The sequence below is a fragment of the Streptomyces anulatus genome (assembly GCF_014650675.1).
GTDB classification, from domain to species: Bacteria; Actinomycetota; Actinomycetes; order Streptomycetales; family Streptomycetaceae; genus Streptomyces; species Streptomyces anulatus.
The window spans coordinates 1,038,905-1,052,959 of sequence record NZ_BMVK01000001.1 but is presented as its reverse complement, the minus strand read 5'-3'; the positions used below and the strand labels follow the sequence as shown (position 1 = coordinate 1,052,959).

The window sequence follows — 14,055 nt, the reverse complement described above, 5'->3', positions numbered from 1 at the left end:
GGTGGTCGTCCGATGACCGTGCCGTGCTACTTCTTGACGCGAACGGTCTTGGTGGAGCGCGTTTCGAGGGTCATCTCGTCCGCTTCCGCAACCTTCGCCTTCAGTCGCACAGTACCTGTCGCGGCATCGACGACGTCGACCACCTTCGAAAGCAGTTTCGCAGTGTCCTGGTTCCCGGACGCCGACGCCAGCTGCACCGCACGGCCCAGTTTCGCCGTCGCGCCGTCGAAGTCGCCCGACTTGCGTGCGTCCAGGCCCTGCTGGATGACTTGTGCCAGTTCCGCCTGACCCGTGTAGTGCGCGACCTGCGGATTGATCGAGGTCGAGGCCACCATGTCGTCCGTCCACACGGCCCGCACGAGGCCCTGCGACAGCGTCTGCGGAGCGCCCGCACCCGAGGGGTCGGGCAGGATCAGCGACACCCTGGCGGCCAGCATCTCCTGGCCGATCCCGGCCTCCGGCACCAGGACGCACACGTGGTAGTCGCGGGACTCGTCGCCCCAGGAACCGGTCGGGTAGTCCCCGGCCCGGGGACCTGCCTCGGTCCGCCGCCCGGTCAGATCCGCGACCGTGGGCGCGACCTGCTTCACGAACCGGATCTCCACCCCCACCGGCGTCCAGAGCCGCAGAGCCACGTCCGCGACCTCCTTGCCCATGGCGTTCTCCATCATCCGCGTGAAGTCCGCGGCCAGGCCCGCCGGGTCGGCGACGATGTCGGCCGTGCCGAGGAGGGCTGCGGCGATGCCGGTGACCTCCTTCACCTCCCAGTCGGTGCCCACCCCGCGGGCGTCGCAGGTGAACCGGCCGGCACAGGAGTCCAGGGCCGCCCGCAGGTCCTCGGGCGCCTCGTGCTCGTTGCGGCCGTCGGTCAGCAGGATGCCGTGCCGGATATCCACCTCGGCCGCGCCCAGCAGCCGGTCGGCCAGCCGCAGCCAGGTGCCGATCGCGGTGCCCCCGCCCGCGCTCAGCTTCCGCAGGGCGTCCTTGGCCTGGGCCCTCGTCTGCTGGTCGGCGACCGCGAGCCGCCCGTTGCCCGGATAGACGTCCTTGGCCACATGCGTCCCGGCGACCACCGCGAACCGGGTGCCCTCGCGCAGGGCGTCGATGGCCGCCGCCGTCGCGTCGCGCGCGTTGCGCATCTTCGTCGGCGGGTAGTCCATCGAGCCGGAACAGTCGACCATCAGCACCACGGCCGCGTCGGGACCCTGCCCCGGCCCGTACGCGGGCGAGGGCGTCGAACCCGCCAGCGGTATGCCGCCGGTGGTGCCGCCGCCGGTCGAGGTCACGGTGACGATCGCGTTGACCTCACGACCGCCCTCGGGCAGGAACTCGTTCTGGTACACCTCGACGGAGAACTGCGGCACGTTCGACTTGGAGAAGTTGGCCATCTGGTCGGCTCCTTGAGGCTCCACAGGGGATCAGGTGAAGAGGGGACGCGGGCGGCTGACACGGGGTCGGGGCAAGGGCGGAAAACCGGCTCAAACGGTGTCGCAGGCCGATCCTGCCCCTTGCGGCCGTACGGCGAACGGCAGAAGCGCCACTGTTACGTTGTCGTGGCCCCCGCCGTCGAGAGCGTGTCCGACGAGCGCGCGGGCCGCGTGCAGCGGCTGTCGCTGGGCGTCGGCCGGGACGGCGGCGGCCATCTCCTCCGCGGATTCCGCGTAGTTCCACAGGCCGTCCGTGCACACGACCACCAGACCCGGCCGGTCCGGCTTGAACGCGGCGGTGTGCGGCTCCAGTTCGTACGCGTCGGCGCCGAGCCAGCCGGTGATGGCGTGGGCACGCTCGTCCGCGTACGCCTCCGCCTCGTTCATCAGGCCGGCCGCTACCATCTGCGCGGCCCAGGAGTCGTCCTCGGTGAGCCGGGCGGTCGGCTGGGTCCGGTCCTCCGGCACCCAGTAGACCCGGCTGTCGCCGACCCAGCCGACGATCAGCAGGCCGCCCGCCATGATCGCGCCGACCAGGGTGCAGGCCGGGGCGTTCTGGTGGCGGTGCGCGTCGTGCTCCCTCGCCCCGGCCGGTTCCTGCGCCAGGGCGTTGACCGCCTCGGACGCGGCGACGATCGCCTCGTGCATCGCCTGCTGCGGGTGCGCACCGCGCGGCAGGGACTCCAGCAGCGCCTCGTTGGCGGCGCTCGCGGCGGCCGCCGACGCCTCGTCGGGACGGCTCGCCGAGGAGACGCCGTCGCAGACGATCGCGACGACGGCGGGCGAGCCGTCCGGCAGCGCGGTCGAGGACACCGCGAAGGAGTCCTCGTTGCGGTGGTGGCGCAGGCCCCGGTCGCTGACGGCGGCCACCGCGTCGAGCTCCTGCTCCATGTGGTCGCGCTCACGGGGCTGGGCGTGCCCGCAGTTCTCGCAGTAGCCGTCGGCGTCCACCCGGCCGGAGCGGCAGGCCACACAGACCTTCGCCCCGGGGGCGGGGGCGGCGGCGAGCGCGGCGGCGTGCTCCGGCGCCCGGGGATCGGGGGCGGCCAGCGCGAAGTCACCGGAGGCCTCCGCACCGCCCGGGTCCGCCCGGTCGTCGTGGCGCACCCGGGCGGCCGCGGAATCCGGCCCGCCCGTCCGCACCGGCCCGGACGGCGACGCCGCGCCCCGCCCGGACTCCGCGTCCGGCGTGTCCGGCCCGGTCAGCGGCCTGCCGCCCGAGTCCGTCCCCGGCACGTCCGCCGGACGGACCACGGGCGCGGGCACGTCCGAACTGTCGGTCTCCTCGGCGATGGGCCACCGCACCGTTTCGGCCGCCGGGGCGGCCGGCGGCACGGTGATGGCCATCGTGGGCCGGTCGTCGGGGCGCGCCGGAACGGCCGAGAGGTCGTAGCCGCACGCCCCGCAGAACAGGTCGCCCGCAACCGGCGGCTCTTCGCAGCCGGGGCACTTCGACAGGGCGGGCTGCTGGTGGCTCTGTGACATCTTCACACCCACGTCCGGGGGCGGAAACGGTTGGCCCGCTCCACCAGTTCGATCCTCTCGTCGCCCCGCTGAGCGAGCCGGGCGAGCATCCGGTACGAGCGTTCCAGCCCGAACCGCAGCCCCCGCTCGTTCAGTTCGGCGCCGAGCAGCTTGCGTGCACCCGGCGAACCGGCGGCCGGTCCGGCCGGCCCCGGGACACCGGCACTACCGGAGAGTACCCAGTCGAGCGCCTTGCCCAGTACCTCGGTCGACAACTGCTCGTGACGCACCGGGTCCAGACCGAACGCGGCCAGCGCCGCCACCTGGATGCCGGCGGCCGTCAGGTCGGCCAGCAGCGGCTCCCGGTGCGAGCGCTCGCGCAGCCGCGCCCGGACGGCGGCGACCCGCGCCGCCGTGTAGTGGATCGAGGCCTCCGGCACCGACTCCAGGGTGCTCACCGCCCCGGCCCGCTCGCCGGCGGCGATCTGCACCCGCGCCAGGCCGAACGCGGCGCTGACGAATCCCGGGTCGGTCGCCCACACCAGGCGGTAGTACTCGGCGGCGTTGTCCAGCTGGCCCAGCACCTCAGCACAGATCCCCAGCGCCAGCTTGGGCGCCATCTCCCCGGGGAACGCGTCGTAGACCGCGTCGAAGGAGAGCGCCGCCGTCTCGTGGTCACCGGTCACCAGCGAGGTGACGCCGCGATACCAGACGACCCGCCAGTCGTCCGCGTGTTCACCCTCCAGGGTGGTCAGCGCACGGGCGGCCGAGTCCAGCTCCCGCAGCTCCAGCCGGGCCCGCAGCTCCCGCAGCCGGGTCTCCAGCGAGGGGGCCGGCACCGTGTGCAGGGCCGTGATCAGCTCGGCCGGGGCGGAGGCCATGAGACCGGCGAGGAAACCGGCGTTCGGGTCCATCGCGTCGACCCGGGGGACCGGCAGCGCCAGCGACGTGGCCCGCGTGTCGAACAGGGTGAGCAGGACGCCCCCGGAGGTCGACCCGAAGGGGCCGTACGGGCCGGTCGTGACATACGGCCCGACGGGCGTGCCCGGGGCCGGTTCCGCCGCCCGGGGCGCCGGGAGCGGAGCATGCGCCGGGGGAGCGTACGGGGCGACGCCCTGCGCCGAGCCGCGGACATGGGTCGGCGGCGCCGCGAGCGGAGAGGCCCCCGCCGGACCTGACGGGTGGGCCCCCGCAGGACCGGGCGGCCGGGCCCCCACCGGCAGCGCCCCGGCCACCGCGGACGTCACGGCCCCCGGCTCGACCGGAGCCGCGCCGCCATGGGGCTGCCAGGTGCCGCCCTGCGCCGGAACGCCGGACGGCGGAAGGCCGCGGCCCTTGCGGCGCCCCAGGAGCCCGCCACGCCCGGAGCCGGTTTCCCGGCCGCCCAGCCGCGAGACGTCGTCCGTCTGCCGGGCGAACAACTCCGTGTCGACCACCCGCAGTTCCGCGCCGAACAGCGTCGACAGGGCCGGGCGCGGCCGGCCCGTCTGGAGCGCCACGACCTCCCGCAGCACCCCCGTCAGCTGCTCGGCCATCTCCGCCGCGGAGGCGAACCGGCGGGCCGGGTCCGGGTCGGTGGCCCGCACCAGCAGCCGGTAGAACGACTCGTAGGTGCGGAACACCTCGATGTTGTCCGGGTCCGGCAGCGAGTCCACGAAGACGTTCGTGTACCCCTGGAAGTCGAAGGTGAGGACCGCCAGCGTCCGGGCCACCGTGTAGAGGTCGGAGGCCACCGACGGGCCCACCTCCGCGACCTCGGGGGCCTGGTAGCCGACCGTCCCGTAGATGGCCGACTCGTCGTCGTCCATCCGGCGCACCGCGCCCATGTCGATCAGCTTGAGCTGGTCCTCGGTCTGGATCGCGTTGTCGACCTTGAAGTCGCAGTAGAGGAGGTTGCGGCTGTGCAGATGGCCGAGCGCCTCCAGCGCCTCGATCCCGTACGCGCAGGCCTGTTCGACCGGCAGCGGGTCGCGCTTGCCGGCCGGGGTGCGGCGCTCGTTGGCGATCTCCTTGAGCGCCTTGCCGCCGACGTACTCCATCACGATGTAGCCGTCGAGCGAGCCGGTCCGCTGGTCCAGGTGCTCGACGAAGTTGTAGATCCGCACGATGTTGGAGTGCTCGATCTCGGCGAGGAAGCGGCGCTCGGAGATCGCGGCCGCCATCGCGTCCTGGTCGCCGGTGTCCAGCAGGCCCTTGAGGACCACCCAGCGGTCCGACACGGCCCGGTCCACCGCGAGATAGACCCAGCCGAGCCCGCCGTGCGCCAGACAGCCCACGACCTCGTACTGGCCGTGCACGATGTCGCCGCCGGTCAGCTTCGGCACGAAGGAGTACGGGTGACCGCACTTCGTGCAGAAGCCCTCGGTGCGGCCCTGCCGCTCACCGCGCGAACGGCCCACCGGCGCACCGCAGTCCGAACGGGAGCAGAACCGCTTGCGCTCGGGCACCTCCGGGTTCTCCATCACCGCCGTGCGCGGATCGGGCCGGGGCACGTCCGGGACGTCCACCAGGCCGACGCCGAGCCGCCCCCGGGCCGAGGCCGCCGACGTCGAACCCGAGGAACGCACCGATACCGAACGGGAGGTGGACGCCCCGGACAGCGAGCGCGACAGCCGGCCGGAGACCGAGCGGCGCGAGGTCGACGAACGGGACGAGGAGCGCGCGGAGGCGCGGGAGCCGGACCGGGCCGAGGAACTGTCCCGGCTGCTCGCCCGGCCGCCCCCGGCGATCCCGGTCGGCGGCGAGGAGACCATGCCCGTCGGCGAGACGACCGGCGCCAGACCGCAGGTGTCGCAGTACAGCTCACCGCCGCCCATGTCCTCGTAGTTCCCCTCGCACGCGGGGCGCTGGCACTGCGTACTCATCGTGTCTCCCCCTGCTGTTCGCCCGTGCCCGTTCCGGTGCCCGCGCCCCGCCGGTCCTGCGGTCCGTCGGGCCGGCGCGGCGTCAGCATGTCCGCGACCGCGTGCTGGTAGCGCAGAACGGCCTGCTCGGCGACCCGCAGATCGCACGGCGCGCTCCACAGCATGCGGCGCGCCGCGTCGTACCGCTCGATCAGCACCGGATCCTCCGCCAGGCCGTGCCGGGCCACCTTCGCCTTGTACGCGTCGAGCCGGCCGCGCAGCTCCGCGCGGACCGCCAGCGGAGCCGTCACCGAGGTCAGCGACTCCCGGGCGCGCAGCAGCTCGTCCTCGGCCTCCTGCTCCAGCGACTCCAGCAGCGGCGAGAGCCGGTGCCACTGGGCGTACCTGCGATGGTCCGACGCCGCCGCCAGCCGCTCCTGGAGGGCGGTCGGCGGCCCGCTGACCGCAGGCACCTCGGAGGCCGCGATCTTGGCCAGGACCTCGCCGCGCGCCGCCCTCGCCTCCGTCAGGGTGCGGTCGGCCCGCGAGAGCACGTCCCGCAGCCGCACCAGCCGCGCCTCGGCATCCTGCCGGACCGCGAGCACCGCCTCGATCTCCCGCCGTACGTCTTCCAGGGCGCGGGCCGCCCGGTCGTAGCGCGAGGTGTCGGGGCGGCCGCCGCCCGGCGCGGCGCTGCCGGGCCCCGGCAGCCAGAACGCCAGCGGGTCGGAGATCACCTGCACCCGCAGTGTGGCCAGCTCCTCGGTGATCTCCGCCAGATCGTCCCCGGCCGGATGCTCACCGGGCCGCACCCCCACGGAGTGCGCCAGCGAACGCGTCCGGTGCAGCTCGGCGGCGAGCAGATCGATCCGGGCGGGCAGCGCCGACCACACGGAGTCGGAGGAGACGACCATGTCCAGGGACCGGGCGTACAGCTCGTTCATCCGGGCGACCAGCTCCTGGAGGGAGAACCGCTCGGAGAGCCTGGCCGGACCCGCGACCGAGGGCGGCGGCACGGCACCCGGGTTGGCGACGGTGACGGCCTCGCCGCGCAGCAGGTCGGTCAGCGCGACGAGGTCCTCCCGGTTGGGGTGGCGCCGCCGCGCACGGATCTCCCGGGCCTCGGACAGGGCGCCCGCGTACGCGTCGAAATAGCCCCACAGCAGAGTGATCGACTGCTCGGTCGTGGCCCAGCGCTCCCGGGTGACGCCGGTCAGCTCGGCGCCCTCCAGGAGCCGGCGGCCGGCATGGTCCTGGAGCGCGAGGAGCGAGGTCTCGATGGCCTCGTGCTCCGCACCGAGCCGGGCCAGCGCACGGTCCGCCTCCTCCCGGTCCATGACCGGGCCGGGGGGCCTCCCCGCGAAGCTGGGGAAGGATCCCGCGACGCCCATCGATCACCTCTCCGCTCTCCCCGCCGGGCCGGTGGGCCCGGCGGGATCGGTCTGTCTCGGTCTGCTCCGGTCCGCCCGCCCCGGTCCGTGCGCCCAGGGGCGCTCCGGGTCAGTCGCCCCGGTACTTGGGGGCGGGCGGGCCCGCTATGCCGGGCAGTCCGGCCGCCAGCCACTTGCGGTAGGACGTCATCCAGGCGCTGTCCTTGCCGCCCGCCCGGTAGTCCACGAGGACCTTGTTCACCCGGGCCACCAGGTCGTCGGCGCCCTTCTTCGTCGCGACGCCGTAGTACTCCGTGGTGAACGGGGTCTTCCCCTTGAGCTCCACCGCCGGGTCCTGCGCCGCCTGGCCGGCCGCCAGGGCGTTGTCCGTGACGACCGCGTCGACCTCACCGAGCTGGAGCCGCACCAGGCAGTCCAGCTGGTTGGGCACGGTCAGCAGGTCCCGGTCGCGCTCGGTGCCCTCGAAGTCGTCCTTGTAGAGCGCCCCGAAGGACTTCCTCTCCAACGCCTCGTACGCAGTGGAGCCCTCGGCCGAGCAGACCCGCTTGCCCTTCAGCGACTCGTCGTAGCCGGTGATCGTCGACCCCTTCGGGGCGAGCACCTGCTGCCCTGCCTGGAAGTAGGCGGTGGAGAAGGAGACCTGCTCCAGCCGCTTGCAGTTGATCGTCATCGTCCGCACGACGACGTCGACCCGGTCGTTCTCCAGGGCGGCGATGCGCTGGTTGGTGGGGATCGCGCGGAAGATCACCGCGTCCGGGTCGCCCAGGACGTCCTTGGCGATGGCCCGCACCAGATCGATGTCGAACCCTTCCAGCTCCCGGGCCGCCGGATTGCGGTAGCCCCAGCGGAAGCTGTTCTGGTCGACGCCCGCGATCAGCTTGCCGCGCTCCTTGATCCTCTCGATGCTGGGCCCGTCGGCGCTCGACGCGGGCAGGCTCGCCTCCGGCTCGGTGCACTCCTCGGCCCGCGCCCGGTCGGCCGTCACCGCTCCGCCGCCCCGGAGGCCCGCTCCGGCCGCCCCGCCGCCGTGGTGGGCCAACGGCAGCAGGGTGACCGCCGCGGTGACCGCGCACGCCGCCGCCATCCCCGCCACGCCGCCCCAGCCGCGCAGGCCGCCGCGCGCGGGACGCTCCTTCGACCTGCTCATCGCTGCCCCTCTCACCGGTACTCCGAGAGCCTGCGGTTGACCCCGACGATCACGCCGGCGGCCCCCAGGACCGCCAGCGCCGCGGCGCCGATCGGCAGGCCCCGCAGGGCCCCCCGCCCGTCCTTCGCCGCCGAGGTGAACTCGCCCTGCTCATGGGCGAGCGCCTTCTCCAGCGCGGCGTCCACCTGCTGGAAGGACTGCCCGGTGGAACCCTCGGTCCCGATGATCTGCTCCAGAGCTCCGTCGTAGTCGCCGTGGTCGTCCGTGGCACGGGCCTCGCGGTGGCGGACCTGCCACTCGGCCACGCCCTGGGCCGCGGCGGCGACCGGCGCGTTCCCGCTCTCGTCGTCCGCGAGCCGATCGGCCTTCTCCAACTGGGATTTCAACGCCTTCATCCCCGTGGTGTAGTCCGCCTCGTACTGGTCGGCGGAGCCGTCGGGGGTCAGCACCGCGCCACGCGCCACCAGGGTGAGGTTCTCGTTGGCGCGCGCCTTCAGGGAGTTGATCCGCGCGTCGTTGAGCACATCCAGGGACGCCTGGCCGTGCACCATCGCCGACCGCAGCTCCGCACGGGCCACCGCGTGCCCCACGGCCAGCCAGAGCACCACCACCGAGGCGGCGGCCGTCGCCGCCAGCAGCCCGTGGTTCAGCACCCGGTTCGTCCGGCGGTAGGTGCGCCGCTGCATCCACGCCAGCGCGCCGAGCACCAGAATCCCGGCGCCGAGCGACAGGAGGGGCCACTGCCGGGCGTCGGCGGAGTCCGTCTCCAGCCGGCCCGTCTCCGCCGCGTACAGCCGCTCGGCGGCCGGCAGCATCTCGCCGGTCATCTTCTGGTTCGCGTACCGGAGATAGGCGCCGCCCAGCGGGAGTCCCTGGCGGTTGTTGGCGCGGGCGCGCTCGATCAGGCCCGTGTAGACCGGGAGCAGCTTGTTGAGGGTGGCTATCTCACGGCTGGACGCGCTGTCGGACTCGGTGCTCCCCGAGGCCTTCACCAGCAGCCGGGCCGCCTCCTCGATGTCCTTCCGATACTGCTCGTGCACGGCCTCGGGCTCCTGTGCGCCCGCGAGGAACCCACTGGCAGCCGTCGTGTCCGCGTCCGCCAGGAAGCGGTAGATGTCCGCCGCGTCGGCGCTGAGCGGCTGACTGCGGCTGACCACGTCGTCGGCGGACGAGGCCCGCGACGAGATCTCCAGGGTGGTCACCGCGCCGAACGCCACGACCAGCAGGGCCAGGACGGCCCCGATGATCTGGAGCCTGCCGGGCTCGGTCGTCGCCACGGCGCGCAGGCGCTCGGTCTGCGCGGCCCACGTGGTGCGGTGCTGTGCGTCCACGTCGACGTGCGCGGACACCGGGTCCGGCGTGCGCAGCGTCTGCGTGCCGCCGCTCGGCGGGTGTGTCACTCGACCTCCCCCTCGGTCACTGACAGCGGGTCCCGTCCTGTCCCCGTCCCGTCCCCGTCATCAGTCCCCGCATTCGATCAGGGCGGACGCGGCCGATCAAGGCAAGCAGCACAACGTGCCCGGATACATCCCCATAAGCGAACGGACTTCCCATCAGGTACACGTTCCAGAAGCCCGAACGGTTCCCTCGCGCCCCTCGTACGCCGGTCGTTCACCCGTACGGGGAACGAACGAGAAGCGTCCCCCCACGCGCATCGCGTGAGGGGACGCCCCGCCGATTCCCGACCGGTCCCGGTTCTCAGACGTACTGCGCGCGCAGCCTCCGGTGGACCTCCGGCGCCGCACCCGTACGGTCCAGGCCCAGCAACGCAGCGCCCAGCACCGGCGGCTCGGACACGACGCGCACCTCGGCCTTCGGGGCGCGTGAAGCGAGGAGTTCGGCGATCCGGTCGTTCAGCTGCGGATGGCACGCGGCCAGCACACTGCCGCCCAGCAGCACCGGAACCTCCTCCTCCAGCAGACCGAGCCGCCTCAGCGCGACCGAGGCCATCGCCACCACCTCGTCGGCCAGCCGTTCCACCAGCGCGAGGGCCACCGGGTCCCCGCCGGCGGCCGTCGCGAACAGCACCGGCGTCAGCTCGTGCCGCCGTGCCGACGGGATCCCTCCCCGGTGCAGCGCCTCGATGAGCGCGTACATCGAGTCGAGCCCGAAGTGGCCGGGCAGCGCACGGGCCAGCTCCGACGGTTCGCCGCGCCCGTCCTCGGCGCGCGCGGCGAACCACAGCGCCTCCTCCGCGAGCCCCGAACCGCCGCCCCAGTCACCGGATATCCGTCCGATCGCGGGGAAGCGGGCGGTCCGCCCGTCCGGGGTCATGCCGACGCAGTTGATCCCGGCCCCGCACACCACCGCGACGCCCCGGGGCTCGTCCACCCCGGCGCGCAGGATCGCGAAGGTGTCGTTGCGCACCTCCACCGAGGAGCCCCAGCCGCGGCTCTCCAGTGCCACGGCCAACTCGGCCTCCTCGACCGGCAGATCGGCGTTGGCCAGACAGGCGGACACATGGCCGGACCGGGTGGGCGGAGCCGGCAGCTCCGCGACCGCCCGATCCAGCGCGGCGGCCAGCACGTCGATCGCGGCCTCCACCCCGACCACGGGCGGCTGGAAGCCGCCGCCGCGCGCCGTGGACAGCACCGTGCCGTCCTCGCCGATCAGTGCCACGTCGGTCTTGCTGTTGCCCGCGTCGATGGCGACGACCGACACGTTCACGCCCACGCGAGGTGCTCCCGGTTGTGCGCGATCAGCCGGTCGGTGAGGCCCTCGGCGTACTCGTACTGGCCGATCAGCGGGTGGGCGAGGAGCGCCTTGAAGACCCGGTCCCGGCCGCCGCGCAGTGCGGCTTCCAGGGCGAGGTCCTCGTACGCCGTCACGTTGGCGATCAGACCGGCGTACAGCGGGTCCAGCGCCGGGACGGCCAACGGCGTCGCGCCGTCGTGCCCGACCCGGGCCTGGACCTCGATCACCGCGTCGTCCGGGAGGAACGGCAGGGTCCCGTTGTTGTAGGTGTTGACCACCTGGACCGGGGAGCCGCCGTTGCCCAGCAGGGAGGCCGCCAGGTCCACGGCCGCCTCGGAGTAGAACGCGCCGCCGCGCTTGGCGAGCAGCTCGGGCTTCTCGTCCAGCGTCGGGTCGCCGTACATCGCGAGCAGTTCCTTCTCCATCGCCGCGACCTCGGCGGCCCGGGACGGCTTGGTGCCGAGCTCCCTGACCACCTCGTCGTGGGAGTAGAAGTAGCGCAGGTAGTAGGAGGGGACGACGCCGAGCCGGTCGATGACCTGCCGGGGCATGCGCAGGTCGTCGGCGATGGCGTCGGCGTGCTCGGCGAGCAGCTTCGGCAGGACGTTCTCGCCGTCCGGGCCGCCCAGGCGGACGCCCAGCTCCCAGGTCAGGTGGTTGAGCCCGACGTGGTCGAGGTGCACCTCGGAGGGGTTCACGTCCAGCAGCCGGGCGAACTTCCGCTGGAAGCCGATCGCCACGTTGCACAGGCCGACGGCCTTGTGCCCGGCCTGGAGCAGGGCCCGGGTGACGATGCCGACCGGGTTGGTGAAGTCGATGATCCAGGCGTCCGGGTTGGCGCGGCGGACCCGCTCGGCGATGTCCAGGACGACCGGCACGGTGCGCAGCGCCTTGGCGAGGCCGCCGGCGCCGGTGGTCTCCTGGCCGACGCAGCCGCACTCCAGCGGCCAGGTCTCGTCCTTGTCGCGCGCGGCCTGTCCGCCGACGCGCAGCTGGAGCAGGACCGCGTCGGCGTCGGCGACGCCCGCGTCGATGTCGGTGGTGGTCGTGATCCTCCCGGCGTGGTCCTGCTTGGCGAAGATGCGCCGGGCGAGACCCCCCACCAGGTCCAGGCGGTCGGCCGCCGGATCGACGAGCACCAGCTCCTCGATCGGCAGCGTGTCCCGCAGCCGGGCGAATCCGTCGATCAGTTCGGGGGTGTAGGTGGACCCGCCACCCACTACTGCGAGCTTCATGTCAGCCCTTTACTCCGGTCAGTGTGACGCCCTCGACGAATGCCTTCTGGGCAAAGAAGAAGACGGCGATCACGGGGGCCATGACCAGAACGGTCGCGGCCATGGTCAGGTTCCAGTCGGTGTGGTGTGCGCCCTTGAAGGATTCGAGGCCGTAACTGAGCGTCCAGGCGGCCGGGTTCTCGGAGGCGTAGATCTGTGGTCCGAAGTAGTCGTTCCAGGCGGCGAAGAACTGGAAGAGGGCGATGGCCGCGATGCCGGGCCTGGCCATCGGCAGGACGACCTTCATCAGCGTGCGGAACTCACCGCAGCCGTCGACCTTGGCGGCGTCCAGGTACTCGTTCGGGATGGTCAGCAGGAACTGCCGCAGCAGGAAGATGGAGAACGCGTCGCCGAAGGCCATCGGGATGATCAGCGGCCACAAGGTGCCGGACAGGTCCATCTGCTTCGCCCAGAACAGGTACATCGGGATGATGACGACCTGCGGCGGCAGCATCATCATCGAGATGACGAGCATCAGCGACAGCTTGCGTCCCCGGAAACGGAACTTCGCCAGCGCGTACGCCACCGGGACGGACGAGACGACGGTCAGTACGGTGCCGACGCCCGCGTACAGCAGGGTGTTGCGCCACCAGGTCAGGAAGCCCGGGGTGTTGAAGACCCGCTCGTAGTTGCCCCATTCCCAGGTGTTCGGGGTGAGGTCGCGGGTCAGCGCCTGCTGGTCGCTCATCAGCGAGGTCAGCACCACGAAGACGAACGGCAGCACGAAGAAGAGCGCGGCGGCGATCCCGAGCGAGTGCACGGCGATCCAGTGCAGCAGCGCCTTGCGGCGGGCGGTGCGCGCGGCGGGGGTCCGGCCGGAGCGCTCCGGAGAGGAGGCGGTGGCGGTCTTTTCGAGGAGTTGGGTCATGGCTCAGTCACCGGCCTGGATCAGGTTGTTGCGGCCCCGCATCAGCAGCGCGGTGAAGGCCATGGCCAGGGCGAACAGAACGAGGGCGACGACACAGGCGGCGCCGTAGTCGAAGCGCTGGAAGCCCAGGTTGTAGACGAGCTGCGGGAGCGTCAGTGTCGACTTGTCGGGATAGCCGGGTTCGAAGGACTGGCCGGAGCCGCCGATGACCCCCGAGGCGACCTTTCCGGCGACGAGTGGCTGCGTGTAGTACTGCATCGCCTGGATGACGCCCGTCACCACCGCGAACAGCACGATCGGCGAGATGTTCGGCAGGGTCACGAAGCGGAACTTCTGCCAGGCGGACGCGCCGTCCAGCTCGGCCGCCTCGTACTGCTCGGTCGGCACGTCCAGCAGCGAGGCCATGAAGATGACCATCAGGTCCCCGATGCCCCACACCGCGAGCATGGTGAGCGCCGGCTTGGACCAGGAGGCGTCGTTGAACCAGCCCGGCGTCGGCAGCCCCAGGTCCCCGAGGATCGCGTTGACCGGCCCGGTGCCGGGATTGAGCAGGAAGACGAACGCGAGCGTCGCGGCGACCGGCGGGGCCAGGTAGGGGAGGTAGAACAGCGTCCGGAAGACCCCGGTCCCCGTCTTGATCCTGGTGATCAGCATCCCGATGCCGAGGCCGAAGACGACCCGGCAGGTGACCATGACGAGGACCAGCCACAGCGTGTTGCGCAGCGACGGCCAGAACATCGGGTAGTCGCTGAACACATACGTCCAGTTGGTCAGCCCGTTGAAGACCGGCGCCCCGAAACCGTCGTACTGGGTGAAGGAGAAGTAGACGGTCGAGATCATCGGGTAGACGAAGAAGACCGAGAACCCGATCAGCCACGGCGACATGAAGGCCGCCGTGCGCAGCGCCGACCTGCGGCGCTTCGAGCGGAGTGTGTGCGTCGTCATCG

At 72.5% G+C, this 14,055-nt stretch carries 10 protein-coding genes; all 10 read right to left on the bottom strand.

The window, feature by feature from the left end:
- Window positions 1-26 precede the first annotated feature (26 nt).
- Entirely contained in the window at window positions 27-1,388 is a 1,362-nt protein-coding gene (locus IE272_RS04575) for a vWA domain-containing protein (protein ID WP_050360796.1), read from the bottom strand.
- A 90-nt stretch (window positions 1,389-1,478) separates the two neighbouring features.
- Window positions 1,479-2,912, bottom strand: a complete 1,434-nt coding sequence (locus tag IE272_RS04570; RefSeq protein ID WP_073959069.1) for a PP2C family protein-serine/threonine phosphatase — start codon at window positions 2,910-2,912, stop codon at window positions 1,479-1,481.
- Window positions 2,913-2,914: 2 nt separating this feature from the next.
- Window positions 2,915-5,755, bottom strand: a complete 2,841-nt coding sequence (locus IE272_RS04565) for a serine/threonine-protein kinase (protein ID WP_190006290.1) — start codon at window positions 5,753-5,755, stop codon at window positions 2,915-2,917.
- Window positions 5,752-7,125, bottom strand: a complete 1,374-nt coding sequence (locus tag IE272_RS04560; RefSeq protein WP_050360794.1) for a coiled-coil domain-containing protein — start codon at window positions 7,123-7,125, stop codon at window positions 5,752-5,754. The genes IE272_RS04565 and IE272_RS04560 overlap by 4 nt, the downstream gene beginning before the upstream one ends.
- A gap of 109 nt (window positions 7,126-7,234) precedes the next feature.
- On the bottom strand, window positions 7,235-8,272 hold the full coding sequence (locus tag IE272_RS04555) for a glutamate ABC transporter substrate-binding protein (protein ID WP_190006289.1): 1,038 nt from the start codon (window positions 8,270-8,272) through the stop codon (window positions 7,235-7,237).
- An 11-nt stretch (window positions 8,273-8,283) separates the two neighbouring features.
- A complete protein-coding gene (locus IE272_RS04550) occupies window positions 8,284-9,672 on the bottom strand; it encodes a GlnX family signal transduction membrane protein (protein WP_190006288.1) in 1,389 nt (462 codons plus the stop codon).
- A gap of 298 nt (window positions 9,673-9,970) precedes the next feature.
- A complete protein-coding gene (locus tag IE272_RS04545; protein ID WP_050360791.1) occupies window positions 9,971-10,945 on the bottom strand; it encodes an N-acetylglucosamine kinase in 975 nt (324 codons plus the stop codon).
- Complete coding sequence (locus IE272_RS04540) at window positions 10,936-12,201, bottom strand: 6-phospho-beta-glucosidase (protein ID WP_190006287.1); 1,266 nt, start codon at window positions 12,199-12,201, stop codon at window positions 10,936-10,938. Before IE272_RS04540 ends, IE272_RS04545 begins: the two co-directional genes overlap by 10 nt.
- 1 nt (window position 12,202) lies before the next feature.
- The gene (locus IE272_RS04535; RefSeq protein ID WP_056706966.1) at window positions 12,203-13,108 is read right to left on the bottom strand and encodes a carbohydrate ABC transporter permease; all 906 of its coding nucleotides are present in this window, start codon (window positions 13,106-13,108) and stop codon (window positions 12,203-12,205) included.
- 3 nt (window positions 13,109-13,111) lie between these two features.
- Window positions 13,112-14,053 carry a carbohydrate ABC transporter permease gene (locus IE272_RS04530; RefSeq protein ID WP_050360788.1) on the bottom strand — a complete coding sequence of 314 codons (942 nt, stop codon included), beginning with the start codon at window positions 14,051-14,053 and terminating at the stop codon, window positions 13,112-13,114.
- Window positions 14,054-14,055: the final 2 nt, after the last annotated feature.

Excerpts from the sequence above, each read along its gene's own strand:
- IE272_RS04540 (WP_190006287.1), bottom strand. The coding sequence starts at position 12,201 with ATGAAGCTCGCAGTAGTGGGTGGCGGGTCCACCTACACCCCCGAACTG.
- IE272_RS04560 (WP_050360794.1), bottom strand. The coding sequence starts at position 7,125 with ATGGGCGTCGCGGGATCCTTCCCCAGCTTCGCGGGGAGGCCCCCCGGC.
- IE272_RS04565 (WP_190006290.1), bottom strand. The coding sequence starts at position 5,755 with ATGAGTACGCAGTGCCAGCGCCCCGCGTGCGAGGGGAACTACGAGGAC.
- IE272_RS04575 (WP_050360796.1), bottom strand. The coding sequence starts at position 1,388 with ATGGCCAACTTCTCCAAGTCGAACGTGCCGCAGTTCTCCGTCGAGGTG.
- IE272_RS04570 (WP_073959069.1), bottom strand. The coding sequence starts at position 2,912 with ATGTCACAGAGCCACCAGCAGCCCGCCCTGTCGAAGTGCCCCGGCTGC.
- IE272_RS04555 (WP_190006289.1), bottom strand. The coding sequence starts at position 8,272 with ATGAGCAGGTCGAAGGAGCGTCCCGCGCGCGGCGGCCTGCGCGGCTGG.
- IE272_RS04530 (WP_050360788.1), bottom strand. The coding sequence starts at position 14,053 with ATGACGACGCACACACTCCGCTCGAAGCGCCGCAGGTCGGCGCTGCGC.
- IE272_RS04535 (WP_056706966.1), bottom strand. The coding sequence starts at position 13,108 with ATGACCCAACTCCTCGAAAAGACCGCCACCGCCTCCTCTCCGGAGCGC.